This window comes from Streptomyces sp. NPDC088350 (genome assembly GCF_044753545.1).
Lineage (GTDB): Bacteria > Actinomycetota > Actinomycetes > Streptomycetales > Streptomycetaceae > Streptomyces.
In genome coordinates, this window is the sequence record NZ_JBIVNL010000011.1 from 185,014 (window position 1) to 209,510 (window position 24,497).

Sequence of the window (24,497 nt, forward strand, 5' to 3'; positions counted from 1 at the left end):
GCCGACTAGCGGGTGGCGGTGGCCTTCTTGGCGGTGGTGGTCTTGCGCGCCGTCGACTTCTTGGCGGGGGCCTTCTTGGCCGTCGCCTTCTTGGCCGGGGCCTTCTTGGCGGTGCCGGTGGCCTTCTTGGCCGCCGTCTTCTTGGCCGTCGCCGTGGTCTTCTTGGCGGTCGCCTTCTTGGCCGTGGTCTTCTTGGCGGTGGCCGTGGTCTTCTTGGCGACCGTCTTCTTCGCCACGGTCTTCTTCGCGGCGGCCGTGGCCTTCTTGGCGACCGTCTTCTTCGCCGCGGCCTTCTTGACCGTCGCCGAAGCCGTGCCGCTCAGGCTGCCCTTGGGCGCCTTCTTGACGGCGACCTCGCCGCCACGCGGGAGCTTCTTCGAGCCGCTCACCAGGTCCTTGAAACCCTGGCCCGCGCGGAAGCGCGGCACGGAGGTCTTCTTGACCCGAACCCGCTCGCCCGTCTGGGGGTTGCGGGCGTAACGGGCCGGACGGTCGACCTTCTCGAACGAACCGAAGCCGGTGACCGAAACCCGGTCCCCATTGACGACGGCACGGACGATGGCGTCCAGAACCGCGTCGACCGCCTCGGCGGCCTGCTGACGGCCACCGACCTTGTCCGCAATCGCTTCTACGAGCTGCGCCTTGTTCACGTCTTCCCCTTCGGAGACATTGCCGGAACGAAACTGCTCCGGCTTTTTCGCACGTTAGGCAGATATATACCGCAAATCAAACACGAAACGGGCTAATCACCCGTGCGCCGCAACGAACTCGGCTGTCCTGGACTTGTTTCAGCGTTCCTCTTCCGGGAATCGACCCGCGTCGAGGTCCGCCGTGAACCGGTCCAGCCGCCTTGTCGCGTCGGCGAGATCGTGCTTGGCCGCGGCCGTAATGACCAGCAGCTTCCGGGCCAGCGCCATCCGTACGCCCTCCGGGACTTGCAGTGCGCGCACCCTTGTGTGCGCTTCCTTGAGTTGGTCCGCGACTGCCGCATAGAGCTTGAGTTGGCCGTCGTGTTCCATGCACAGATTGTGCCATCTGGGGCGAGTTGTCGCCTGCGGGGGTAGCAACTGGCACCTCAAACAGCCTTCCGGAGCCCGGCGGCAGACGTGGCTCAAAGCTGCGCCTACCCAGTCAACACCCTGTCTAACATGGGAAGTTGAGCAAAGCGTTGCAGGCGCGCAGGGCCGTTCGGGTGCGGACATGGCTGTACCCCCAATCGTGGCGATCGGGGGTACAGACGGGGTGTCGCGTGGCCGAATCTCGACCCGGGGAAGGCCTCGTGAGGTCCTTCGGGTCAGACCTGGACCGTCCGGGGCTTGTACGAGGGGCGCTTGGCCTCGTACGTGGCGATGTCGCCCTCGTTCTGGAGGGTGATGGAGATGTCGTCCAGGCCGTTCAGCAGCCGCCAGCGGGCGTTCTCGTCGAGCTCGAAGGCCGCGGTGATGCCCTCGGCGCGCACCTCGCGGGCCTCCAGGTCGACCGTGACCTCGGCCTGCGGGTCCTTCTCGGTGAGATCCTGCAGCGCGTCCACGATCTTCTGCTCCAGAACCACCGTGAGCAGGCCGTTCTTGAGCGAGTTGCCGCGGAAGATGTCGGCGAACCGGGAGGAGACGACGGCCTTGAAGCCGTAGTTCTGCAGCGCCCACACGGCGTGCTCGCGGGAGGAGCCGGTGCCGAAGTCGGGGCCGGCCACCAGGACCGTCGCGCCCTTGCGCTCGGGGCGGTTGAGGACGAAGTTCTCGTCCTTGCGCCAGGCCTCGAACAGCCCGTCCTCGAAGCCGTCCCTGGTCACCTTCTTGAGCCAGTGGGCGGGGATGATCTGGTCGGTGTCCACGTTGCTGCGGCGCAGCGGGACGGCCCGGCCGGTGTGCGTGGTGAATGCTTCCATGACTCTCAGACTCCAGCGGACACAGGGGCGTCGGACAGGTCGGCGGGCGAGGCCAGATGGCCCAGCACGGCGGTCGCGGCGGCGACCTGCGGCGAGACCAGGTGGGTACGGCCGCCCTTGCCCTGCCTGCCCTCGAAGTTGCGGTTGGAGGTGGACGCGGAGCGCTCACCGGGTGCCAACTGGTCCGGGTTCATGCCCAGACACATCGAGCAGCCCGCGTGCCGCCATTCGGCGCCGGCCTCCTTGAACACGACGTCCAGGCCCTCGGAGACGGCCTGCAGACCGACCCGCGCGGAGCCCGGGACGACCAGCATCCGTACCCCGTCGGCGACTTTGCGTCCCTCGACGATCGCGGCGGCGGCACGCAGGTCCTCGATACGGCCGTTGGTGCACGAGCCTACGAAGACGGTGTCCACCTTGATGTCGCGCAGCGGCTGGCCGGCCTCCAACCCCATGTACTCCAGGGCCTTTTCGGCGGCGAAGCGCTCCGAAGCGTCTTCGTACGAAGCCGGGTCGGGGACGGTCGCCGAAAGCGGCGCGCCCTGACCGGGGTTGGTGCCCCAGGTGACGAACGGCGCCAGCGAGGGACCGTCGATGACGACCTCGGCGTCGAATTCCGCGTCCTCGTCGGTCTTCAGGGTCTTCCAGTACGCGACGGCGGCGTCCCAGTCCTCGCCCTCGGGTGCGTGGGCGCGGCCCTTGATGTAGTCGAAGGTGGTCTCGTCGGGGGCGATCATGCCCGCGCGGGCGCCGGCCTCGATCGACATGTTGCAGATGGTCATGCGGGCCTCCATCGAGAGCTTCTCGATGGCCGAGCCGCGGTATTCCAGGATGTAGCCCTGGCCGCCGCCGGTGCCGATCTTCGCGATGATGGCGAGGATCAGGTCCTTGGCGGTGACGCCGTCGGGCAGTTCGCCGTCGACCGTGATGGCCATGGTCTTCGGGCGGGCCAGCGGCAGCGTCTGGGTGGCCAGCACGTGCTCCACCTGGGAGGTGCCGATGCCGAACGCCAGCGCGCCGAAGGCACCGTGGGTGGAGGTGTGGGAGTCACCGCACACGACGGTCGTACCGGGCTGGGTCAGACCCAGCTGCGGGCCTACGACGTGGACGACACCCTGCTCGACATCGCCCAGGGAGTGCAGGCGCACGCCGAAGTCGGCGCAGTTCTTGCGCAGCGTCTCCAGCTGGGCCCGGGAGACCGGGTCCGCGATGGGCTTGTCGATGTCGAGGGTCGGGGTGTTGTGATCCTCGGTGGCGATGGTGAGGTCGAGGCGCCGCACGGGACGCCCGGCCTGGCGGAGACCGTCGAAGGCCTGCGGGCTGGTCACCTCGTGCAGCAGGTGCAGATCGATGAAGAGGAGGTCGGGCTCGCCCTCGGCGCGCCGGACGACGTGGTCGTCCCAGACCTTCTCCGCGAGTGTCCTACCCATCGCTTTCCCTCCGGCCGGCGAAACAGCGCCGGCCCAACTAGAGATCCTGAGGAGACGGCGCTCGCACCCCTGGTTCACGGGCAGCCGCCGCCTGGCCCGTTTGGTACGCGGGCCGCTGTGCCTACAAGAGTTGCGCGTCTCACGAAAAAAGGAACTTGCGTTTCACAGAGTGAGACGCGAGTATCGTTTCATGGACAACAGTAGCGGCGTCGGCGTCCTGGACAAGGCAGCCCTTGTCCTGGGCGCTCTGGAGTCCGGTCCGGCCACCCTCGCGGGTCTGGTCGCGGCGACCGGGCTGGCACGACCCACGGCACACCGGCTGGCCGTGGCTTTGGAACACCACCGCATGGTGGCGCGCGACATGCAGGGCCGTTTCATTCTCGGCCCCCGCCTCGCCGAGCTGGCCGCGGCGGCCGGCGAAGACCGCCTGCTCGCCACGGCGGGCCCGGTGCTCACGCATCTGCGGGACATCACGGGCGAGAGCGCGCAGCTCTACCGCCGCCAGGGCGACATGCGCATCTGCGTCGCCGCGGCGGAACGCCTGTCCGGCCTTCGGGACACGGTCCCGGTCGGCTCGACCCTCACCATGAAAGCCGGCTCCTCGGCCCAGATCCTGATGGCCTGGGAGGAGCCGGAGCGCCTCCACCGCGGCCTCCAGGGCGCCCGCTTCACCGCCACGGCCCTCTCGGGCGTACGGCGCCGGGGCTGGGCCCAGTCCATCGGCGAGCGCGAGCCGGGCGTCGCGTCCGTCTCCGCGCCCGTACGCGGCCCCTCGAACCGCGTGGTGGCCGCGGTGTCCGTCTCCGGCCCCATCGAGCGCCTGACGCGCCACCCGGGCCGTATGCACGCCCAGGCGGTCATCGACGCCGCCGCCCGTCTCTCCGAGGCCCTGCGCCGCACCGGCTGACCCCGGGGAACATCACAGAAGGGCCTGCCTCAACGCCGCGGCAGGCCCTTCGTCATGTCCGGGGCGGAACGCTCCGCCGGCTGTGTCGATATGCGGCTCCGCCGCAGGGCCGCGATGTGCCGTCGTTCCGCTGCCGCACCGTCGTGGCTGGTCGCGCCCACGTGGCGGAGCCACATATCGACACAGCCCCGCGCCCCTGAAGGGGCGCGACCGAAGCACAGCCGTCTCGACTCGCCCCGCCTAGTCGGACGTCACCTTCTCCGACCGGTACGCGAACCGGTCCTTCGCCCGCCTCCCCCGCTTCTCCACCGACACCTGCCCGTGCGCCGCCGCGAGGCCGAAGGCCGGCATGTCGGCGTAGATCGCCTCGTAGGACCCCTCGGGCACGACGTAGCTCTCGTGCCACAGGCCGACGTGTCCGCGCACCTTCCCCGCCTTCTCCTTGCGGTTGATGATCGCCCACGCCTTGTGGTGGAACATGTCGGGCGAACTCGCGTACGCGTAGAGCTTCTCCCTGGACTCCCAGTACTGGACGACGTAGTACGTCCGCGGGGACGCCGTCAGCAGTACGTGCCCGAGCAGTCCGCGACCGGGATCCTTCCCCAACTCCCGCAGCATGCGCGGCATCGCGAGGAACACCGGCACCCAGTGGTGCACGGCCCAGAAGCGGTTGATCCGCATCCCGATGAGCAGTACCACCACCTCCCCCTCGGCGGCTGCGGTGGTACGGCCGTTGACCGGCTTCGCGAACATGACTCCCCCTTGTTGGGTACCAGCACTATCCGATGACCCGTGTTTGGATAGTGCCGGTACCCGAGGAAGGACGCAAGACATGCGGCTGGCCGAGTTGAGCGAGCGCAGCGGTGTGTCCATCGCGACGGTCAAGTACTACCTGCGCGAAGGGCTGTTGAGCCCCGGCCGCCAGATCAACGCGACCACCGCCGAGTACGACGAGGAGCATCTGCGCCGGCTGCGGCTGGTGCGCGCGATGGTCCAGGTCGGCCGGCTGCCGGTGGCGACGGTCCGCGAGGTGCTCGGCCATGTCGACGACGACTCCCTCGGCCGTACGATCCGTCTGGGCGCGGCACTTTGGGCCCTGCCGCAGGTCCCCGAGCCGGACGCGGAGGACGAGCACGTCCGGGCCGCGCACCAAGAGGTCGACAAGCTCTTGGAGACGCTCGGCTGGTCCAACTCCCAGGCGCTGGTGACCATTTCGCCGTCCTACCGCTCACTGGTGGTGGCGGTGGCCGCACTTCGCCGGCTCGGGTACGACTGGCCGCCCGAACTCGTCGTGAACTACGCCAAGTTGATGCACCAGGCGGCCGTGTTCGACCTGGACTTCGTGGAGACGCATCCCTCGGAGGCCGAGAAGGTGGAGACGGCGGTCGCGGGCGCGATCTTCGTCGAGCCGGTGCTCCAGGCGCTGCACCGGCTGGCGCAGGAGGAGGAGTCGGCGCGGCGCTACGGCTTCGAGTGAGCCGGGCATGGACAAGGCCCCCCACCGAGGTGGAGGGCCTTCCCTGTATGTACCCCCGACCGGATTCGAACCGGCGCTACTGCCGTGAGAGGGCAGCGTGCTAGGCCGCTACACAACGGGGGCCTGATCATGCAGGCGTTTAAAACTACACAGCCGCAGATCAAAGCTGGTCTACCAGGACTCGAACCTAGAATGACGGTACCAGAAACCGTAGTGTTGCCAATTACACCATAGACCAAGGTAACTCAAGGTAATGCGTACCCCCGACCGGATTCGAACCGGCGCTACTGCCGTGAGAGGGCAGCGTGCTAGGCCGCTACACAACGGGGGCCCTAGCGATCCTGCATGAGAGGTGGCGGGTGCGACCCGGACCACCTTCCTGGGAAGGATCTGTACCCCCGACCGGATTCGAACCGGCGCTACTGCCGTGAGAGGGCAGCGTGCTAGGCCGCTACACAACGGGGGCGTGCAGATACTGCGTGCAATTCGAAGCATCTGCGATGCTGGCCTACCAGGACTCGAACCTAGAATGACGGTACCAGAAACCGTAGTGTTGCCAATTACACCATAGGCCACTAAAACGCAAGCCCTTGCGGGGATCTTGTTCTAGTTGCCGCCTCCGGTCCCCGGCCTTTCGGCCCGTTCCCCGGCGGCGACAGGAACAACATTACCTGAAGGTGGACGGGGCTCCAAAACGGGTATCGGCGCCGAGGAGCGCGGGGAGTTCGGCCAGCGAGACGATCCGGTGCCGCCCCACCAGGGCCTCCCCGGGAGTGTGCCCGCCGTGGCGGTCGATCCAGACGGAGAGCAGACCGGCGTCGGCCGCGCCCCGCCAGTCGATCTCGGGATGATCCCCGACATACGCGACCTCGTGCGGGGGCAGCGCCAGCGCCTCGCAGGCCGCGAGGAAGGCGCCGGCCTCGGGTTTGGAGACGCCCAGTTCGGCCGCGCACAGGATGACCTCGAAGCGGTCGTGGACACCGAGGGCGCGCAGTTTGCGGTCCTGGACGGTGAGGCTGGAGTTGGAGAGGACGGCGTGCCGGTAGCCGGCCGCGAGGGTGTCGAGGACGGGCAGGACGTCCGGGAAGAGGGCCCAGGCCGTCTCGTAGTGGTCCTTGTAGCGCCGGAACCAGTCCTCGGCCTCGGCGTCGGTCAGCTCCCGGTCCAGGAAGTGCCGGACCCGGTCCAGCCGCTGTCCCTCGAACGAGACCTCGCCGGCCGAGAAGCGCGCCCAGTGGAACTCGGTGGCCACCCGCCAGCGCTCCAGGGCGTCCGCCACGCTCGCGTGCCCGTCGAGCAGCCCCTCGGCCGCCAGGTGGGCGCACATGGCCGCGCGGTCCGCGCCGGTGTAGTCGAACAGGGTGTCGTCGACGTCCCAGACCACGGCGCGAATGCTCATGATCCGACGGTAACGCGGGGCCCCGGGACGCGTCTGCCCTTTACAGGTCGTCGGACAGGGGCGCGACGAAGAAGTCCGTGACGAAGCAGGTGACCTCGCCGGCCGCCGTACGGCCGATCCAGGTGGGGTAGGCGCCGTCGCCCCAGCCCGAGCCGAAGGCCGCCAGGGTGTGGCCGGTGGAGGGCGACGTGACCAGATACGGCCCCGGGGCGTGGCCGTCCTTCTCGAAGGCGTCCCAGAGCGGGCCCTCGTCGCCCTCGCACTCGGGGAAGGAGCCGTCCACCGAGGCGTCGTAGAAGCAGCCCGTGCCGGCGTCGACTCCGTAGCCGTAGAACTCGTCCTCGGTGAGTTCGGTGAGGTCCTGGCCGGGTTGGAGGGCGAGTTCCCAGGTGGTGGTGGGTTCGTCCCGTATGACGAGGCGGGCGGCGGCTACGCGCAGGTGGGGGTCGTCGGAGGGGGGTTCGTCGCGGTGGGTGATGGTGGCGACGGCTGCCTCGACCCGGTAGTGGCCGGGGGCCACGGCGACCGTGAAGGGTTCCGCCTCGCCGCCGCCCAGGCAGACGAAGGGGTCGCAGGCCACCACCTGGCCGGTGGGCAGCCAGAGCTGGCCGCCGTCCGCGAGGTGGATCACGCCGACCGTGCCGGTCTCTTCCTCCGTGAACGTGCTGCCGGGCGTGAACAGCCAGGTGTAGTCACGTGCGGTCATCGGCATGAAAGGCGCCTCTCCTGAACGATCTTCAATGATCCGGAACCCTAACTCCCCGCACTGACAACGCCGAAGGGGCGGCGGCCGTTTACGGCCGCCGCCCCTCCACGCGCGTGTGCGTTACGCGGCCAGCTTGGCGAGGGCCGCGTCGATCCTGGCGAGGGTCTTCTCCTTGCCGAGGATCTCCAGGGACTCGAAGAGCGGCAGGCCGATCGTGCGGCCGGTGACGGCGACGCGGACCGGGGCCTGGGCCTTGCCGAGTTTGAGGCCGTGGGTCTCGCCGGCGGCCAGGACGGCCTCCTTGAGGGACTCGGCGGAGGTCCAGTCCGCCGACTCCAGCTTCTCGCGGGCCGTACGGAGGAGGGCGTCGGAGCCCTCCTTCATGGCCTTCGTCCAGGACGCCTCGTCCTCGACGGGCTGGGCCAGGAACAGGAAGTCGACGTTGTCCGTGATCTCCGAGAGGACCTTGAGGCGGGTCTGCGCGTGCGGCGCGACGGCCTGCCACTTGGCCTCGTCGAAGTCCTCCGGCGCCCAGGGGGCGAACGGCGCCTTCAGCCACGGGGCGCAGCGCTCCGTGAAGTCCTTCACGTCGAGCAGGCGGATGTGGTCGGCGTTGATCGCCTCGCACTTCTTCAGGTCGAAGCGCGCCGGGTTCGGGTTGACGTCCGTGATGTCGAAGGCCGCGACCATCTCGTCCATCGCGAAGACGTCCCGGTCGGCCGCGAGCGACCAGCCCAGCAGGGAAAGGTAGTTGAGCAGTCCCTCGGGCAGGAAACCGCGCTCCCTGTAGAGGTTGAGCGAGGACTCGGGGTCGCGCTTGGAGAGCTTCTTGTTGCCCTCGCCCATCACGTACGGCAGGTGCCCGAAGGAGGGGATCTCCTTGGCGACGCCCAGGTCGACCAGCGCCTTGTAGAGGGCGATCTGGCGCGGGGTGGAGGAGAGCAGGTCCTCGCCGCGCAGGACGTGGGTGATCTCCATCAGGGCGTCGTCGACGGGGTTGACGAGTGTGTACAGCGGGGCGCCGTTGGCCCGGACGATCCCGTAGTCCGGCACGTTCTCCGGGGTGAACGTCAGCTCGCCGCGGACCAGGTCCGTGAAGGTGATCGTCTCGTCGGGCATCCGGAAGCGGACGATCGGCGTGCGGCCCTCGGCCTGGTACGCCTCGACCTGCTCGGCGCTCAGATCGCGGCAGTGGCCGTCGTAGCCGGACGGCCTGCCCGCGGCGCGGGCGGCGTCGCGGCGGGCGTCCAGCTCCGCGGTGGAGCAGTAGCAGTCGTACGCGTGGCCGGCGTCCTGGAGCTTCTTGGCGACGTCCTTGTAGATGTCCATGCGCTGCGACTGGCGGTACGGCGCGTGCGGGCCGCCGATCTCGGGGCCCTCGTCCCAGTCGAAGCCCAGCCAGCGCATCGCGTCGAGCAGCTGGCCGTAGGACTCCTCGGAGTCGCGGGCCGCGTCGGTGTCCTCGATGCGGAAGACCAGCGTGCCCTGGTTGTGCTTGGCGAACGCCCAGTTGAACAGGGCGGTGCGGACCAGGCCCACGTGCGGGTTGCCGGTCGGCGAGGGGCAGAAACGGACACGGACAGCTGGGGCAGATGCGCTAGCCACGCTTGACAACCTTGTTGGTGAGAGTGCCGATGCCTTCGATGGAGACGGCGACCTCGTCGCCGACGGTGAGCGGTCCGACGCCTGCCGGGGTGCCCGTGAGGATCACGTCGCCGGGGAGCAGCGTCATGGCCTCGGTGATGTTGACGATCAGATCCTCGATCGAGTGGATCATCTCGCTGGTGCGGCCGAGCTGCCGCTGCTGTCCGTTGACGGTCAGCTGGATGGTGAGGTCCCTCGGGTCGAGGTCCGTCTCCACCCAGGGGCCGAGCGGGCAGGAGGTGTCGAAGCCCTTGGCCCTGGCCCACTGCTTCTCGCGCTTCTGGACGTCCCGCGCGGTGATGTCGTTGGCGCAGGTGTAGCCCAGGATGACGTCCTTGACGCGCTCGCGCGGGACCTCGCGGCACATCCGGCCGATGACGACGGCCAGTTCGGCCTCGTGGTGGAGGTCCTCGGTGAAGGAGGGGTACTGGATGTCGTCGCCGGGGCCGATCACCGAGGTGGACGGCTTGAAGAAGGCGAAGGGGACGTCCGGCACCTCGTTGCCCAGTTCCCGGGCGTGCTCGGCGTAGTTGCGGCCGTAGGCGACGACCTTGTTCGGGAGCACCGGCGGCAGCAGCCGGACCTTGCTCACCGGGACCTTCGTACCGGAGAGTTCGAAGTCCGCGAACGGGATGCCCTTGATGATGTCGAGGACGAGCTCGTCCGGCCTGTCGCCCTCGACCGCGCCGAAGGCGACGTTCCCGTCGATGGAGAATCTGGCGATGCGCACGGGATCCTGGCGCCCCTCACTGAGCTGGCTGGAGTCTGACGCTCCAGGCTAACGCGGTGCGGGGCCCCTCCTCGCGCGATTACTCCGCGGCGGCGGTGACCGGGATCTCGGTGAGGATCGTGCGGCGCGGGTTGGCGGTCTGGGCCGGCAGGTCGAGCGAGTGTTCCTGCAGCTCCGGCGTCTGCAGCGCCTCGGCGTCCGTGAGGTGCGCCAGCGTCGTGCGTCGCGGGTTGGCAATGTTGCGGAACATCATCGTCGTCTTCACTGTTGTACTCGACCCTCGTCGTCCGTGGGTGGGCGGTTGGCAGATTGTGCCCTCATGTAAAGCGTCAGGCTAAACATGCAATTCCCGGCCGAAGACGTGAAGAGCCCCTGATCCGCATGTGAGTTTGCTCACCACCCTGTGGGCATACCGACCAATTCGGACCCCCAACTCACCTCAACGAAACGGACATTGACCCCCTGAAGCTCCCATTCCGCTCCTGATCATGGCGACTTGGGCACATCCCACGCTCCACGAGATGGTGGGGATTTGCCCACTTTGGAGTGAATAGCTTTCTACGTCCCGTGACACTGTCCTCACGGGGTGTCACACAGGTCACGGCCTGGCCTACGGGCCTTGTTGGAGATCCGGCACTGTGCTGGAATTCCACGGACCGCCGCAGAATCAGCCCGGCGCGCAGAGGGCGCAACGCAGCGCCAGGGGCGGCGGAAGGGGGAGCAGCGCCGGTCACTCACGACCACACACTGGGGTGCGCGTTCAGGGCGCTCCCTAAGACGCCGACACCGTCCTTCCGTTCACGCGGAGGGGCGCCTGGTCCAGAGGTTGCGACGCTAGTGCAGGGACGTTTCAAGAGGGATGGCAGTGCTTCGGCGGAGCCGGAGCCGCATGGCGGGGCTGGCCCCAAGACCGGCAGCTCCTCGCCCCAGCACGCCCAGAACCCGGGCCCGGCACCGTCAGGCGACGGCGGAGGCCCCGGGCGCCCCGGCGCGTCCGCAGCCCCGACCCCCGCGCCCCCGAAGCCGCCGACGGGTTCGCCCGGACCCGGCTCGCGCGTCGCCCTGCGCAACTGGCGCATCTCCACGCGCCTGGTGTCGCTGCTCGCGCTCCCCGTGGTCGCGGCCACCTCGCTGGGCGCACTGCGCATCAGCGACTCCATGACCGACATCCAGCAGCTCGACAACATGAAGCTGCTGACGGACATGACCAAGCAGGCCACCGCGCTCGCCACCGCGCTCCAGGACGAGCGCGACCTGTCGGCCGGCCCCCTGGCCCACGGCGGCAAGGCCACCGACTACGAGGTCAAGGGCTACGAGGACAAGACCGACCGCGCCAAGGACGCCTTCATCAACGCCTCGGAAGAGGTGGACAGCGCCAGCAAGACGGGCAACCTCCAGGGCGTCCGGGAGAGCCTGGTCGGTCTCGCGACCGAGCTGGACAACCTCGACAAGATCCGCAAGTCGGCGTATCAGTCGAAGAACAACTCGACGCAGACGGTCGACGCCTACCACCGTCTGATCACCCAGCTGCTCGGCCTCTCGCAGGACATGGCGGAGGCCACCAGCAACCCGGAGATGATCCAGCGCACCCGCGCCCTGGCGGCCTTCTCCTCCGCCAAGGAGTTCTCGTCCGTCCAGCGCGCCGTGATCGCGGCGGCCCTGCCGCCCAACAACACGCAGACGGGCAGCCTCTCCCCGAACGACCGGCTGTACGCCGACTCCGCTCTGGAGAGCGAGAAGTCGGAACTGAGCATCTTCCGCAACATCTACGGCGACCAGGGCGCCGAGGAACTCATCACGCCGATCGAGGACAGCAACCCGATCATCGAGTCGGCCGACACCTACGCCCAGCGTGTCCTCGACAACCAGAACGGCCTGGCCTCGCTGGACAAGCGGTCCTACAAGGACTGGGTGGACGACAGCTCGACGAAGATCGAGCAGATGAAGAAGATCGAGCACACGCTCCTGGAGGACATGGAGCAGAAGGCCCGCGAGCTGCGCTCCGCCTCCGAGCGCGAGGCGATCATCTCCGGTGCGCTGATCCTGCTCGTGCTCGGTGTCTCCCTCGTCGGCGCCTTCGTCATCGCCCGGTCCATGATCCGCTCGCTGCGCCGCCTCCAGGAGACCGCCAACAAGGTCGCCCAGGACCGCCTGCCCGAGCTGGTCAAGCAGCTGTCCGAGTCCGACCCGCAGGACGTCGACACGTCCGTGGAGTCGGTCGGTGTGCACTCCCGGGACGAGATCGGCCAGGTGGCCGCGGCCTTCGACGACGTGCACCGCGAGGCCGTTCGCCTCGCCGCCGAGCAGGCCCTTCTGCGGGGCAACGTCAACGCGATGTTCACCAACCTCTCGCGCCGCTCGCAGGGCCTCATCCAGCGTCAGCTCTCGCTCATCTCCGAGCTGGAGTCCCGCGAGGCCGACCCGGACCAGCTGTCCTCCCTCTTCAAGCTCGACCACCTCGCGACCCGCATGCGCCGTAACGGTGAGAACCTCCTGGTCCTCGCCGGTGAAGAGCCCGGCCGCCGCTGGACCCGTCCGGTCCCGCTGGTCGACGTGCTCCGCGCCGCCGCCTCCGAGGTGGAGCAGTACGAGCGCATCGAGCTGTCCTCCGTGCCGACCACCGAAGTGGCCGGCCGTGTGGTCAACGACCTCGTGCACCTCCTCGCCGAGCTGCTGGAGAACGCGACCTCCTTCTCCTCGCCGCAGACCAAGGTCAAGGTCACCGGTCACGCGCTGCCCGACGGCCGCGTCCTGATCGAGATCCACGACACCGGTATCGGCCTCTCCCCCGAGGACCTCGCGGCGATCAACGAGCGGCTCGCCTCGCCGCCCACCGTGGACGTCTCGGTCTCCCGCCGCATGGGCCTGTTCGTGGTCGGCCGCCTCTCGCAGCGCCACGGCATCCGCATCCAGCTGCGGCCGTCCGACTCCGGTGGTACGACCGCGCTGGTCATGCTCCCCGTCGACGTCGCCCAGGGCGGCAAGAAGCCCGCTCCGGGCAAGCCCGGCCAGGCCGCCGTCGGCGCCGCAGCGGCGGCTGCCGCGGCTGGCGCCGGTGCGGCCCGCCGGGGCAACGGCCAGAACGGCTCCGCCCTCGGCGCGGGTGCGCCGGGCGGCGGGAACACCGGACTTCTCGGTGCCGGGGCCGCTCCGCGCGGCCAGGTCGGCGCCGGTCAGGGCCCGCGGGCCGCGCTGCCCGGCGCGGGCGGCGGACGCCCCGGTGGTCCCGGCGGTGCGCGTGGACCGCAGGGTCCCTCGGCGCCGCAGGGCCGTCCGGCCAACACGGGTGCCGGTCTCTTCGGCCAGGCGCCGGGCGCTCCGCAGGGGCTCCAGGCCACCGGCCCGGGTGCCCCGCAGGGCTTCGGCGACGGCCGCCAGGACGCCTTCGGCGGGATGCCGCCGCAGGGCAACCCGGTGCCGCCGCAGCGCACGAGCAACGACGAGCCCGAGCCGCCCCGCGGTGGTGGCCGGCGCCGCGGGCGTCAGCCGCAGCTCCCGCCGCGCGGTGGCGCGCGGGCCGAGCTGCCGGGCGGCAACAACCAGCGCCCCAGCTGGAGCGACGAGAACGCGCAGCCCCCGCTGGGCCGCGGCAACCTCGACGCCCCGCGCGGCCACGACGAGCGGGACGCGGAGCAGACCTCCCGGATGCCCCGCGTCGACGACCGCCAGGGCCCCGCGGCCACGACGGAGATGCCGGCGATCCCGCGCCTCGACCCGCAGAGCACCGGGTCGTTCCCGCGCCCGGGCACCAGCGCGCCGCAGGACACGGGCTCGTTCCCGCGTCCCGGTGTCAACGGCTCCCAGGACACCGGGTCGTTCCCCCGCCCCGGTGCGGGCGGACCGCACGACACCGGATCCTTCCCCCGCCCGGGTGTCAACGGCTCACAGGACACCGGCTCGTTCCCCCGGCCCGACTTCGACGCCCCGCGTCCCGGCGCGAACTCCCCGCAGAACGGCGGCCAGTTCGTCCGCTCGGACGTCTTCGGCAGCCCGAACAGCCCGGCCAACAACCCGTCCAACCCGGCCAACACGGGACAGTTCGCAGTCCCCACGGCCTACGACGGCAGCTCCACGGGCCAGTTCGCGACGCCCGGCTTTGACAACGGCTCCACCGGTCAGCACAATCTGCCGAACCGTCAGAACCCCGCGAACACCGGGCAGTTCGAGCGACCGCAGGTCAACGGGAACCGCAACGGCGCCGACTTCGGCACCCCGCGGCCGCCCGCCCCGCAGCGTCCCACCCGCCAGGAGCCCGAGGCGTTGCCGCCTGCCACGGGTCCCGGCGACGGCAGGACGCCGCTGTACGACACGCTGGAGACCAACTGGTTCCACGGCCAGCAGGCGGAACAGCAGAGCAACGGCTCCCCGAGCAACGGCTCCGCTCCCGCCCCGCAGCCGCAGGCACCGCAGGCTCCGGCGACACCCCCCCAGCGTCCCACGGGCGGTACCTGGCGCAGCTCGCCGAACGACGATCTCGTTCGGCAGGCGGAGCGCGTACGGCAACCGGCCGCGGGCGGCGTCACCACCTCCGGTCTGCCGCGCCGGGTGCCCAGGGCGAACCTCGTCCCGGGTACGGCACAGCAGCAACAGCACCAAACGGGTCCGCAGGTCTCCCGTGCGCCTGATGACGTACGCGGCCGGCTGACCAATCTCCGTCGGGGCATCGCACAGGGCCGACAGGCCGGTACGGGTACCGGCCAGACCGGCAGCTTCCCCAGCCCCACTCACCAGCAGGAGCGTTAGTTTTGAGCCAGATGAGCCAGGCGGCACAGAACCTCAACTGGTTGATAACCAACTTCGTGGACAACACCCCGGGTGTGTCCCACACCGTCGTCGTGTCTGCCGACGGACTCCTTCTGGCCATGTCGGAAGGCTTCCCGCGCGACCGCGCCGACCAGCTCGCGGCCGTGGCCTCCGGGCTCACCTCGCTGACGGCCGGGGCATCCCGGATCTTCGAGGGCGGCGACGTGGCACAGACGGTCGTCGAGATGGAGCGGGGATTCCTCTTCCTCATGTCCGTCTCGGACGGCTCGTCCCTGGCAGTGCTCGCGCACCCCGAGTGCGACATCGGTCTCGTCGGCTACGAGATGGCACTGCTCGTCGACCGTGCGGGGGCGGTCCTCACACCGGACCTGCGCGCCGAACTCCAGGGCAGTCTGCTTCACTGACCGGCCCCGGCACCACCCGTCTCACCAAATCACCGTCCGGCCGCCACAATCCCCCCACCGGCCCTGTCAGACGGCTAGCCCGACCGACTTGCTGTCCCGCCCGGAGGATTCATGACCCCGCCCACCGCCTCTCATGATCCGTACGCCGAGCCGTACGGGGACGAGGGCGACCAGCCGCTGGTACGTCCTTATGCGATGACCGGCGGCCGGACCCGGCCGCGCTACCAGCTCGCCATAGAGGCCCTGATCAGCACCACGGCCGACCCGGCGGCGCTGATGGGGCTGCTCCCTGAGCACCAGCGCATCTGCCACCTCTGCCGTGAGGTCAAGTCGGTCGCGGAGGTGTCGGCACTCCTCGCCATGCCCCTCGGTGTGGCCCGGATCCTCGTCGCGGACCTCGCCGAAGCCGGACTGGTGGCCATCCACCAGCCGGGCGGCGATGAGAACAACGGCGGCGCTCCGGACGTGACGCTGCTCGAAAGGGTGCTCAGTGGACTTCGCAAGCTCTGACGGAGGGCGGGCGACCACCTCCGCGAAGATCGTGGTGGCGGGTGGCTTCGGTGTCGGCAAGACCACGTTCGTGGGTGCCGTCTCGGAGATCAACCCGCTGCGCACGGAGGCCGTCATGACGTCCGCGAGCGCGGGCATCGACGACCTCACCCACACCGGGGACAAGACCACCACCACGGTGGCCATGGACTTCGGCCGTATCACCCTGGACCAGGACCTGATCCTGTACCTCTTCGGTACGCCGGGTCAGGACCGCTTCTGGTTCATGTGGGACGACCTGGTGCGCGGCGCGATCGGCGCCGTCGTCCTGGTCGACACCCGCCGTCTCGCCGACTGCTTCCCCGCGGTCGACTACTTCGAGAACTCGGGTCTCCCCTTCGTCATAGCCCTCAACGGCTTCGACGGGCACCAGCCGTACAACCCCGAAGAGGTGCGCGAGGCGCTGCAGATCGGTCCGGACGCGCCGATCATCACGACGGACGCCCGGCACCGCTCGGACGCGAAGAGTGCGCTGATCACGCTGGTCGAGCACGCACTCATGGCTCGTCTGCGGTAGCTTTCGGCCAGCCCTGAAGCAGTGCGCAAGTCGGCAGCGCCATACGGCAGTTGTCGTAGACACCCCGGAGCCGGCTGTGGCTTTTGACACGGTCGGCCCCGGTGTTCATAACGTTTCGGCAGAGGAATCGGGTGGTACGGCCACTCGTCGCGGTCATCCGGTGCCACTGCGCGAACAAAGCCCCGCCTTTTGGCGGGGCTCGCTCTTTATGACCGTTTTATCTGGGGCTTACATCACTCGGAATCCGCCGTTCCGACTGTTTGGAATCGCGCATGCTGACGTGCTGGAATGCCTGAACTGCCCAATAGTCAATGACGTACTGATAGGCAGAGGTCGTTGACGGGCTTGAGACACTGCGGCACGACGGTGCCGACCGCCGGAAGGTTGTTGGTCGAGTGAGGCGAAGCAAGAACGGTCCCGAGCCGTCGGCCCGGGGCAACTTCACCCCGCCGCCGCGCGGAGCGGCGTCCGCCCCTGTGCCGGGCTCGGAGCCGACGGCGCCACCGGCTCCGAGCGGTGGCCGTTTCTCCCCGCGGAACTGGCGGGTGCCGACCAGGCTGAACGCGATCCTGCTCATACCCGTCGGTGTCGGCCTCATCATGGGCGGCTTCCAGGTGAAGAGTTCGATCGACACCTGGCAGAACGCGCGGGACGCGGCGAACACGGCCCGTCTCATACAGGCCGCCCTGGCCTACAGCAACGCGGTCACCGTCGAGCGCGACACCAGCGCCGCTCCGCTCCTGCTGGGCAAGGGCCAGAAGGACAAGACGGTCGTCGCCGTCCGCAAGGCCACCGACCAGGCCGCCGACGCCTTCGACGCAGCCGTGCAGAAGATGCCGAAGCGGGCCAACCTGGAGCGCCGTCTGGAGCGCTTCCGCAAGGTGGAGCCCTCGCTGCAGACGATCCGCGCCGCCGCCTACACGTCCAAGATGACGGGCGTGAAGACGGAAGAGAGCTACGTCAACATCGAGCACCCGCTCCTCGAGTTCTCGAACGAGCTCGGCCTCGGCACCGGCAACATCACCAGCTACGGCCGCTCCGTCTACGCCATCGCACTCGCCAAGGGCGCGCTCTCCCTGGAGCGCTCCATCGGCATGCACCTGCTCGTCAAGCCCGGCCCCGGCCAGGGCAGCCTCGCCACCCAGCGCACCGCCATCACCTCGTACGCCTACCTGGAGGGCATCGCCATCCAGGAGTACCAGGCCGGTGGCACCGACGAGGACATCGCGAAGCTGACCACGGCCGAGGCGAAGATCAAGACCGACGGCGCGGCCATGGTCAAGCAGGCCGCCGCGCAGGCGAAGTCCGCGGGCGAGACCTACGTACCGCCGCCGGCCAACCCGATCGACATGGTCACGGCCATGTCGCAGCTGCAGACCACCGACGCCTCGGCGCGCGCCGTCCTCGCCACGAAGGGCATCACCGCGCAGAACTGGTGGGCGGTCACCACCCTCAAGTACGACGCGTACAACAAGCTGGAGACGAGCAAGGCCGACACCGCGGTGAGCGAGGCCTCGGTCATCTCCGACAACGCCAAGCGCGACGCCATCATCACCGGTGCCGCCGTCGTCGTCGCCCTGCTCCTCGCCTTCATCCTGGCCGGCGCGGTCGCCCGCCAGATGAGCCGCGCGATGCGCCAGCTGCGCAACGCGGCCTTCGGCATCGCCGAGCAGCGCCTGCCGATGCTGGTCGACCAGCTCTCGCGCACCGACCCCGGCCGCGTCGACACCCGTGTCCAGCCGATCCCCATCACCACCACGGACGAGATCGGCGAAGTCGCCCGCGCCTTCGACCAGGTCCACCGCGAGGCCGTACGACTGGCGGCCGAGCAGGCCCTCCTGCGCGGCAACATCAACGCGATCTTCACCAACCTCTCGCGCCGCAACCAGTCGCTGATCGAGGGCCAGCTGACCCTGATCACCGACCTGGAGAACAACGAGGCCGACCCGGACCAGCTGGAGAACCTCTTCCGCCTGGACCACCTCGCGACCCGTATGCGCCGCAACGGCGAGAACCTCCTGGTCCTCGCCGGCGAGGAGCCCGGCCGCCGCTGGGACCAGCCGGTCCCGCTGGTCGACGTGCTGCGCGCCGCCTCCTCCGAGGTGGAGCAGTACGAGCGCATCGAGCTGTCGGGCGTCCCGGAGGCCGAGATCCACGGCCGCGCCGTGACCGACCTCGTGCACCTGCTCGCCGAGCTGCTGGAGAACGCGACGACGTTCTCCTCCCCGCAGACCAAGGTCCGCGTGACCGCCACCCGTCTTCCCGACGGCCGCGTGATGATCGAGATCCACGACAAGGGCATCGGCCTCACCGCCGAGGACTTCGCGGACATCAACCACAAGCTGGCCAACCCGCCGACCGTGGACGTCGCGATCTCCCAGCGCATGGGCCTGTTCGTGGTCGGCCGGCTGTCCGACCGGCACGGCATCCGCGTCCAGCTCCGCCCCTCGGGCGAGCAGGCCGGTACGACCTCACTGGTCATGCTGCCCGACGCGATCACCCACGGTGGCGGTGGCGAACAGCAGCTCCAGCGCGACGAGTTCACCGTCTCGCAGATCATGCCGGAGCAGCCGCAGCAGCAGTTCCAGGGCGAGGACTTCAACCACGCCCCGATGCGCACCGCGGCCGAGCTGGGCTTCGACGACACCCGCTACTCCGAGGTGCCCGACGACATCCGCGAGCTGGACCCGGTGGGCCGCTCGCTGATGCGCGAGGAGCGCCGCGCGGCCCTGGAGAGCCACAAGCCCGGCCAGGAGGCCCTGGAGGCGGGCGAGTACCCGGAGTTCGACGACCCGCAGCAGCCGTACGGCAACGGGCAGCAGGGCTACCAGGAGCTGCCGTCGGCGTACAACGGGCAGCCGACGTACGAGGAGCAGCAGCAGACGTCGTACGACGAGCCGCAGCAGCCCGCGTACGACGAGCAGTACTTCGCGCCGAACGGCGCGCTGCCGCAGAACGACACCTTCGCCGACTCCTTCCCGTCGAACGGCGGTTACCCGGAGCCCGGGTACGCGGAGCCGGTCCAGGAGGAGCACGCGTCGGCGCACCCTGCCGCGTCGGAGGCGTTCTCGGGCTTCGAAGAGCCGTCCTACCAGGGCGACTGGCCGCAGCAGGACGGTTACCGCAACGGCTACCCGGACCAGTACGCTCCGGAGGCGGAGTCCACGCAGGCCGCTGACGTGAGTGAGCGGGATCACGTAGGCTTCGACCGTCCGGGACCGGCCCCCTCCGCCGTCCACGCGCTGACCGACGCCGGGCTGCCGCGCCGCGGTTCGGCCGCGAACGGCGCCAACGGTTCGCAGCCCGTGCACCAGGAGGCGTCGCCCTCCGCACCGGAGAGCAAGGTCAATGTCTTCGGCACCGCGAACGGCAGCGCCAACGGCACCACCGGCACTGTGGACTGGCAGTCGGCGAACGACGCGCGCTGGCAGCAGGCCTCGGCGCTGAAGAAGCCGAAGGCGGGCGGGGTCACCTCCTCCGGCCTGCCGCGGCGGGTACCCAAGGCCAACCTGGTCGAGGGCACCGCCGAGAGCACCCCCCAGGGCGGCCCCCAGGTCTCCCGCGCTCCCGAGGACATCCGGGGCAGGCTGAGCAACCTGCGCCGCGGGGTCCAGCGGGGACGCAGCGCGGGCAGTGAAACGAACGGTCAGGGTTTCGGCTCTGACAGCACCTACAACCAGGAGCGTTAGTGTGAGCCCGATGAGCCAGGCGGCGCAGAACCTGAACTGGTTGATCACCAACTTCGTGGACAACACCCCGGGTGTGTCGCACACGGTGGTGGTCTCCGCCGACGGACTCCTTCTGGCGATGTCCGAAGGGTTCCCGCGTGACCGTGCCGACCAGTTGGCGGCCGTCGCGTCGGGTCTTACCTCACTGACCGCCGGTGCCTCGCGCATCTTCGAGGGCGGCAGCGTGAACCAGACGGTTGTGGAGATGGAGCGGGGATTCCTCTTCATCATGTCCGTGTCCGACGGTTCCTCGCTCGCGGTCCTCGCCCACCCGGAGGCGGACATCGGCCTCATTGGGTACGAGATGGCACTTCTGGTGGACCGTGCCGGCACGGTCCTGACCCCTGACCTTCGAGCAGAGCTCCAGGGGAGCCTTCTCAACTAACAGACGGACGGTGCGTTTTGGCGTCCCGAGGCCATAAGGTTTCGGGACGCGGCTCCACATTGATGGGTGCCCGGCACAGTCGGAGGAGGAGAAAGTGGCAACACCCCCAGGCGGTTCGTCTTCGGGCAACTGGTCGTACGGCCCCGGGCAGGGGCAGGGCGACGGTTCCCAGAACCGGTACAACTTCCCCTCCTCGCCGTCCCCGCGCCGCGGCCAGCCGTACAACACGCCCCAGGGCCCCGGTCCTTCGCCGTACGACCAGCCGCCGGCGCCGCGCATCCAGCCCGTGCAGCCGCACCGCCGCTCCCCCGAAGCCGCGCCCGCGGGGGCGGCGAACAACCCCTTGGTGCGTCCGTACGCCATGACCGGCGGCCGGACTCGCCCCCGCTACCAGCTCGCCATCGAGGCGCTGGTGCACACGACCGCGCAGCCGCACCAGTTGCAGGGCCAGTTGCCCGAGCATCAGCGGATCTGCAACCTCTGCCGGGAGATCAAGTCAGTGGCCGAGATCTCGGCCCTCCTGACGATCCCTCTCGGTGTGGCCAGGATCCTCGTCGCCGACTTGGCGGAGGCGGGCCTGGTCGCCATTCATCAGCCCGGCGGCGACGAGAACGCCGGCGGCCAGCCAGATGTGACACTGCTCGAAAGGGTGCTCAGTGGACTTCGCAAGCTCTAGCGGCGGTCCTTCCCGCTCCACCACCTCGGCGAAGATCGTGGTGGCGGGTGGCTTCGGCGTGGGCAAGACCACGTTCGTCGGGGCCGTCTCGGAGATCAACCCGCTGCGTACCGAGGCTGTGATGACGTCCGCGTCGGCGGGCATCGACGACCTCACCCACACCGGAGACAAGACCACCACCACGGTGGCCATGGACTTCGGCCGTATCACCCTGGACCAGGACCTGATCCTGTACCTCTTCGGTACGCCGGGTCAGGACCGCTTCTGGTTCATGTGGGACGACCTGGTACGCGGCGCGATCGGCGCGATCGTCCTGGTCGACACCCGCCGCCTCGCCGACTGCTTCCCCGCCGTCGACTACTTCGAGAACTCGGGTCTCCCCTTCGTCATCGCCCTCAACGGCTTCGACGGCCAGCAGCCGTACAACCCGGACGAGGTCCGCGAGGCGCTGCAGATCGGCCCGGATACCCCGATCATCACGACGGACGCCCGCCACCGCGCGGACGCGAAGTCGGCTCTGATCACGCTGGTGGAGCACGCGCTGATGGCGCGGCTGCGGTAGGACCACGCGAAAACGGCCCCTGTGTCTCCGTCGGGAGGCACAGGGGCCGTTCGCGTTCACCAGAGCCCGGCGGGGTCGCGGCCGGCCGCTCTGCGCAGGATCTCCTGAACGGAACCCATCCCGTACTTGGCCTCGGCGCTGGAGAGTTCGGCCACCTCCAGCAGGAGGGGCCGGATGTCGATCCGGGCGGCACAGGCCTCCTCGCACAAGCCCGGCACGTGCGTGGCCCGGCGGAACGAGCCGCAACGGTTCAGCGGTTCCCGTACGGCACTCCGGGTCTGCTCGTCGCCCCGTTCGTAGAGCACGAGCAGTCGGCGCAGTGCCGTCTCGGCCTCCTCGCGGACGCCGGCCTCGTCCAGCGGGTGCGGTCCTTCGCCCAGGCGGACCGTCCAGTCGGGGTCGGTCATGTCCACCGGTCTGTCCGCCAAAGGCTTCAGCAGGGCGTCGACCAGCTCCACCTCGTCCGCCAACTCGCCCGGCACACCCACGAGTTCCCCCTCGTCGCCGTCCAAGGGCCACTGTAGGCACGCGAAGGCCCCGCCCGCCCGGTGAAGGACGGCCGGGGCCCTGTGCGCGCTTCGGGGCTCAGTGCCAGCTGTGCGGCGCCCGGAATCCACCCTCGCGCTCCAGCCGGCGCCAGCCGGCCTTGGGGAGGGGACGGTGGGTCGGGGTCGCCGGGGCGGCCGCCGCGCGGGCCAGGAGGACGGCCGTGATGGCGGCGACTTCCTCGGGCTCGGCGTGGCCCTTCTCGACACGAATGTCAGGGGTACTCATAGGTCTCAGTCTCCGTGGATGAGGTTTCCGCGGGGGTGGCGCGGAGAGTCCGCTGGGTTACTGCGGGGGGTTGCCGTGCTTGCGCGAGGGCAGGTCCGCGTGCTTGGTGTGCAGCATCGCGAGCGACTTGATGAGTACGTCGCGGGTTTCGGCGGGGTCGATGACGTCGTCGACCAGTCCGCGCTCGGCCGCGTAGTACGGGTGCATCAACTCGGACTTGTACTCCTTGACCATGCGCGTCCGCATCGCCTCGGGGTCCTCGGCGTCGGCGATCTGGCGGCGGAAGATGACGTTGGCGGCACCTTCGGCGCCCATCACGGCGATTTCGTTGGTGGGCCAGGCGTAGGTGAGGTCGGCGCCGATGGACTGGCTGTCCATGACGATGTAGGCACCTCCGTACGCCTTGCGCAGGATGAGCGAAATCCTCGGCACGGTGGCGTTGCAGTACGCGTAGAGCAGCTTCGCTCCGTGCCGGATGATTCCGCCGTGTTCCTGGTCGACGCCGGGAAGGAATCCCGGGACGTCCAAGAACGTAACGATCGGAATGTTAAAAGCGTCACACATCTGGACAAAGCGCGCAGCTTTTTCACTGGCCTCGATGTCCAGGACGCCGGCCAGGGTCTGCGGCTGGTTGGCGACGATGCCGACTACCTGGCCGTCGAGGCGAGCGAGCGCGCAGATGATGTTGCGGGCCCAGCGCTCGTGGATCTCCAGGTAGTCGCCGTCGTCGACGATCTCCTCGATGACCTTCGCCATGTCGTACGGCCGGTTGCCGTCGGCCGGTACCAGGTCCAGCAGGATGTCCGAGCGGCGGTCGGCCTCGTCGGTCGACTCGGCGCGGGGCGGGTTCTCCCGGTTGTTCTGCGGGAGCATCGACAGGAGGTAGCGCACCTCGGCGAGGCAGGTCTCCTCGTCGTCGTAGGCGAAATGACAGACGCCGGAGGTCTCGGCGTGCACGTCCGCGCCACCCAGGCCGTTCTGGGTGATCTCCTCGCCCGTGACCGCCTTGACGACGTCCGGGCCGGTGATGAACATCTGCGAGGTCTCGCGGACCATGAACACGAAGTCGGTGAGGGCGGGCGAGTAGGCCGCGCCGCCGGCGCACGGGCCGAGCATGACGGAGATCTGCGGGATCACCCCGCTCGCCTTGGTGTTGCGCTGGAAGATGCCGCCGTAGCCGGCGAGGGCGGAGACGCCCTCCTGGATACGGGCGCCGGCGCCGTCGTTGAGCGACACCAGCGGGGCACCGGCCGCGATGGCCATGTCCATGATCTTGTGGATCTTCGTGGCGTGGGCCTCGCCCAGCGCGCCGCCGAAGATGCGGAAGTCGTGCGCGTAGACGAAGACGGTACGGCCCTCGACCGTGCCCCAGCCGGTGATGACACCGTCGGTGTACGGCTTCTTGGCCTCCAGGCCGAAGCCGACGGCCCGGTGCCGGCGCAGCTGCTCGACCTCGCGGAAGGACCCGGGGTCGAGGAGCAGGTCGATGCGCTCCCGGCCGGTCAGCTTCCCCTTGGCGTGCTGCGCCTCGGTCGCCTTCTCGCTCGGGCCGGCCAGTGCCCGCGCACGGATCTCGTGCAGTTCGGCCACTCGCCCGCGCGCGTCCGTCGGCTCACCCGGCGCCTCATCCAAAACGGTCATGTACCGACCCTACGAAGGACACCAAGGAATGTGCGCCGTCGACTCTGCACAGTCTCCGGCCCGTTTTCCTGGTACCCCTGAACAGAACCTCACCGGCATGCAGCCGTTCCGACTGCTCAGGGGGCGTGCCCGTTGTAGGGGTTACACAAAGGCGACAGCCGAGAGCCACCTCACATTCACATCGGGAGGATGCCATCCGTGGAGTGATCCCCGCGTTGCCGACGCCGCCGGGAGAGCGTACTCGTAGTAGTTGCCCCAACACCCTGCGGATGATGTTGAAAATTGAATGGAATAGGTCTACGGTCCTTCGTGTTGG

23 protein-coding genes and 5 tRNA genes are annotated in these 24,497 nt (G+C 69.2%); 10 read left to right on the plus strand and 18 right to left on the minus strand.

The window, feature by feature from the left end:
- Positions 1–5: 5 nt before the first annotated feature.
- The 4 genes from ACIQBL_RS35035 to leuC all read right to left on the minus strand — a co-directional run bounded on the left by ACIQBL_RS35035 (position 6) and on the right by leuC (position 3,318).
- Complete coding sequence (locus ACIQBL_RS35035) at positions 6–650, minus strand: HU family DNA-binding protein (protein ID WP_401949225.1); 645 nt, start codon at positions 648–650, stop codon at positions 6–8.
- Between the two features lie 138 nt (positions 651–788).
- On the minus strand, positions 789–1,019 hold the full coding sequence (locus ACIQBL_RS35040) for a hypothetical protein (RefSeq protein ID WP_019068724.1): 231 nt from the start codon (positions 1,017–1,019) through the stop codon (positions 789–791).
- 275 nt (positions 1,020–1,294) lie between these two features.
- Complete coding sequence (leuD, locus tag ACIQBL_RS35045; protein ID WP_401949228.1) at positions 1,295–1,888, minus strand: 3-isopropylmalate dehydratase small subunit; 594 nt, start codon at positions 1,886–1,888, stop codon at positions 1,295–1,297.
- A 5-nt stretch (positions 1,889–1,893) separates the two neighbouring features.
- The gene (leuC, locus tag ACIQBL_RS35050) at positions 1,894–3,318 is read right to left on the minus strand and encodes a 3-isopropylmalate dehydratase large subunit (protein WP_401949231.1); all 1,425 of its coding nucleotides are present in this window, start codon (positions 3,316–3,318) and stop codon (positions 1,894–1,896) included.
- 190 nt (positions 3,319–3,508) lie between these two features.
- Here leuC and ndgR point away from each other — a divergent pair, with 190 nt between their 5' ends.
- Positions 3,509–4,225: an IclR family transcriptional regulator NdgR gene (ndgR, locus tag ACIQBL_RS35055; RefSeq protein ID WP_019068721.1), complete on the plus strand. Its 717-nt coding sequence runs from the start codon at positions 3,509–3,511 to the stop codon at positions 4,223–4,225.
- Between the two features lie 240 nt (positions 4,226–4,465).
- Here the strand turns inward: ndgR and ACIQBL_RS35060 are convergent, their stop codons facing one another.
- Positions 4,466–4,978 carry a DUF4188 domain-containing protein gene (locus ACIQBL_RS35060; protein WP_401949234.1) on the minus strand — a complete coding sequence of 171 codons (513 nt, stop codon included), beginning with the start codon at positions 4,976–4,978 and terminating at the stop codon, positions 4,466–4,468.
- Between the two features lie 79 nt (positions 4,979–5,057).
- Between ACIQBL_RS35060 and ACIQBL_RS35065 the strand changes: the two genes are divergently transcribed.
- Positions 5,058–5,702 carry a MerR family transcriptional regulator gene (locus tag ACIQBL_RS35065; protein WP_401949237.1) on the plus strand — a complete coding sequence of 215 codons (645 nt, stop codon included), beginning with the start codon at positions 5,058–5,060 and terminating at the stop codon, positions 5,700–5,702.
- 50 nt (positions 5,703–5,752) lie between these two features.
- Here ACIQBL_RS35065 and ACIQBL_RS35070 read toward each other — a convergent pair.
- From ACIQBL_RS35070 to ACIQBL_RS35115, 10 genes are all read right to left on the minus strand, one after another.
- Positions 5,753–5,825, minus strand: a tRNA-Glu gene (locus ACIQBL_RS35070).
- Positions 5,826–5,868: 43 nt separating this feature from the next.
- A tRNA-Gln gene (locus ACIQBL_RS35075) sits at positions 5,869–5,940 on the minus strand.
- A 20-nt stretch (positions 5,941–5,960) separates the two neighbouring features.
- Positions 5,961–6,033: transfer RNA gene (locus ACIQBL_RS35080), tRNA-Glu, on the minus strand.
- Between the two features lie 62 nt (positions 6,034–6,095).
- Positions 6,096–6,168, minus strand: a tRNA-Glu gene (locus ACIQBL_RS35085).
- 37 nt (positions 6,169–6,205) lie between these two features.
- Positions 6,206–6,277 (minus strand) — tRNA-Gln (locus tag ACIQBL_RS35090).
- A gap of 92 nt (positions 6,278–6,369) precedes the next feature.
- Positions 6,370–7,101, minus strand: coding sequence for an HAD family hydrolase (locus ACIQBL_RS35095; RefSeq protein ID WP_401949240.1), 732 nt, complete (start codon positions 7,099–7,101; stop codon positions 6,370–6,372).
- 40 nt (positions 7,102–7,141) lie between these two features.
- Positions 7,142–7,813: a DUF4241 domain-containing protein gene (locus tag ACIQBL_RS35100; RefSeq protein ID WP_401949242.1), complete on the minus strand. Its 672-nt coding sequence runs from the start codon at positions 7,811–7,813 to the stop codon at positions 7,142–7,144.
- Between the two features lie 114 nt (positions 7,814–7,927).
- Positions 7,928–9,412: a glutamate--tRNA ligase gene (gene gltX, locus ACIQBL_RS35105; RefSeq protein WP_401949245.1), complete on the minus strand. Its 1,485-nt coding sequence runs from the start codon at positions 9,410–9,412 to the stop codon at positions 7,928–7,930.
- Positions 9,405–10,181: a fumarylacetoacetate hydrolase family protein gene (locus tag ACIQBL_RS35110; protein WP_401949248.1), complete on the minus strand. Its 777-nt coding sequence runs from the start codon at positions 10,179–10,181 to the stop codon at positions 9,405–9,407. Before ACIQBL_RS35110 ends, gltX begins: the two co-directional genes overlap by 8 nt.
- A 79-nt stretch (positions 10,182–10,260) precedes the next feature.
- Positions 10,261–10,446, minus strand: coding sequence for a hypothetical protein (locus ACIQBL_RS35115; protein WP_401949251.1), 186 nt, complete (start codon positions 10,444–10,446; stop codon positions 10,261–10,263).
- 572 nt (positions 10,447–11,018) lie between these two features.
- Between ACIQBL_RS35115 and ACIQBL_RS35120 the strand changes: the two genes are divergently transcribed.
- The 8 genes from ACIQBL_RS35120 (at position 11,019) to ACIQBL_RS35155 (ending at position 21,766) form a co-directional block, all read left to right on the plus strand.
- Positions 11,019–14,924, plus strand: a complete 3,906-nt coding sequence (locus tag ACIQBL_RS35120) for a nitrate- and nitrite sensing domain-containing protein (protein WP_401949254.1) — start codon at positions 11,019–11,021, stop codon at positions 14,922–14,924.
- A gap of 11 nt (positions 14,925–14,935) precedes the next feature.
- Entirely contained in the window at positions 14,936–15,349 is a 414-nt protein-coding gene (locus ACIQBL_RS35125) for a roadblock/LC7 domain-containing protein (protein WP_005479910.1), read from the plus strand.
- Between the two features lie 111 nt (positions 15,350–15,460).
- Positions 15,461–15,859, plus strand: coding sequence for a DUF742 domain-containing protein (locus tag ACIQBL_RS35130; RefSeq protein ID WP_019058642.1), 399 nt, complete (start codon positions 15,461–15,463; stop codon positions 15,857–15,859).
- A complete protein-coding gene (locus ACIQBL_RS35135) occupies positions 15,840–16,415 on the plus strand; it encodes an ATP/GTP-binding protein (protein WP_006375318.1) in 576 nt (191 codons plus the stop codon). Before ACIQBL_RS35130 ends, ACIQBL_RS35135 begins: the two co-directional genes overlap by 20 nt.
- A 395-nt stretch (positions 16,416–16,810) precedes the next feature.
- Complete coding sequence (locus ACIQBL_RS35140; protein WP_401949258.1) at positions 16,811–20,104, plus strand: nitrate- and nitrite sensing domain-containing protein; 3,294 nt, start codon at positions 16,811–16,813, stop codon at positions 20,102–20,104.
- 10 nt (positions 20,105–20,114) lie between these two features.
- The gene (locus ACIQBL_RS35145) at positions 20,115–20,528 is read left to right on the plus strand and encodes a roadblock/LC7 domain-containing protein (protein WP_005479603.1); all 414 of its coding nucleotides are present in this window, start codon (positions 20,115–20,117) and stop codon (positions 20,526–20,528) included.
- Positions 20,529–20,622: 94 nt separating this feature from the next.
- On the plus strand, positions 20,623–21,204 hold the full coding sequence (locus ACIQBL_RS35150; protein ID WP_401949261.1) for a DUF742 domain-containing protein: 582 nt from the start codon (positions 20,623–20,625) through the stop codon (positions 21,202–21,204).
- Positions 21,185–21,766: an ATP/GTP-binding protein gene (locus ACIQBL_RS35155; protein WP_009314218.1), complete on the plus strand. Its 582-nt coding sequence runs from the start codon at positions 21,185–21,187 to the stop codon at positions 21,764–21,766. Before ACIQBL_RS35150 ends, ACIQBL_RS35155 begins: the two co-directional genes overlap by 20 nt.
- Before the next feature lie 56 nt (positions 21,767–21,822).
- Here ACIQBL_RS35155 and ACIQBL_RS35160 read toward each other — a convergent pair whose 3' ends face one another.
- The 3 genes from ACIQBL_RS35160 to ACIQBL_RS35170 all read right to left on the minus strand — a co-directional run bounded on the left by ACIQBL_RS35160 (position 21,823) and on the right by ACIQBL_RS35170 (position 24,181).
- A complete protein-coding gene (locus ACIQBL_RS35160) occupies positions 21,823–22,278 on the minus strand; it encodes a hypothetical protein (RefSeq protein WP_401949264.1) in 456 nt (151 codons plus the stop codon).
- Between the two features lie 73 nt (positions 22,279–22,351).
- The gene (locus ACIQBL_RS35165) at positions 22,352–22,540 is read right to left on the minus strand and encodes an acyl-CoA carboxylase subunit epsilon (protein ID WP_401949267.1); all 189 of its coding nucleotides are present in this window, start codon (positions 22,538–22,540) and stop codon (positions 22,352–22,354) included.
- Between the two features lie 57 nt (positions 22,541–22,597).
- Complete coding sequence (locus ACIQBL_RS35170) at positions 22,598–24,181, minus strand: acyl-CoA carboxylase subunit beta (protein WP_401949270.1); 1,584 nt, start codon at positions 24,179–24,181, stop codon at positions 22,598–22,600.
- Positions 24,182–24,497: the final 316 nt, after the last annotated feature.

Bases quoted from the DNA above. Each gene is read 5' to 3' on its own strand.
- ACIQBL_RS35130 (WP_019058642.1), top strand. From the start codon at position 15,461: ATGACCCCGCCCACCGCCTCTCATGATCCGTACGCCGAGCCGTACGGG.
- ACIQBL_RS35060 (WP_401949234.1), bottom strand. From the start codon at position 4,978: ATGTTCGCGAAGCCGGTCAACGGCCGTACCACCGCAGCCGCCGAGGGG.
- ndgR (WP_019068721.1), top strand. From the start codon at position 3,509: ATGGACAACAGTAGCGGCGTCGGCGTCCTGGACAAGGCAGCCCTTGTC.
- ACIQBL_RS35040 (WP_019068724.1), bottom strand. From the start codon at position 1,019: ATGGAACACGACGGCCAACTCAAGCTCTATGCGGCAGTCGCGGACCAA.
- leuC (WP_401949231.1), bottom strand. From the start codon at position 3,318: ATGGGTAGGACACTCGCGGAGAAGGTCTGGGACGACCACGTCGTCCGG.
- ACIQBL_RS35170 (WP_401949270.1), bottom strand. From the start codon at position 24,181: ATGACCGTTTTGGATGAGGCGCCGGGTGAGCCGACGGACGCGCGCGGG.
- ACIQBL_RS35065 (WP_401949237.1), top strand. From the start codon at position 5,058: ATGCGGCTGGCCGAGTTGAGCGAGCGCAGCGGTGTGTCCATCGCGACG.
- ACIQBL_RS35165 (WP_401949267.1), bottom strand. From the start codon at position 22,540: ATGAGTACCCCTGACATTCGTGTCGAGAAGGGCCACGCCGAGCCCGAG.
- ACIQBL_RS35125 (WP_005479910.1), top strand. From the start codon at position 14,936: ATGAGCCAGGCGGCACAGAACCTCAACTGGTTGATAACCAACTTCGTG.
- ACIQBL_RS35100 (WP_401949242.1), bottom strand. From the start codon at position 7,813: ATGCCGATGACCGCACGTGACTACACCTGGCTGTTCACGCCCGGCAGC.
- ACIQBL_RS35145 (WP_005479603.1), top strand. From the start codon at position 20,115: ATGAGCCAGGCGGCGCAGAACCTGAACTGGTTGATCACCAACTTCGTG.
- leuD (WP_401949228.1), bottom strand. From the start codon at position 1,888: ATGGAAGCATTCACCACGCACACCGGCCGGGCCGTCCCGCTGCGCCGC.
- ACIQBL_RS35095 (WP_401949240.1), bottom strand. From the start codon at position 7,101: ATGAGCATTCGCGCCGTGGTCTGGGACGTCGACGACACCCTGTTCGAC.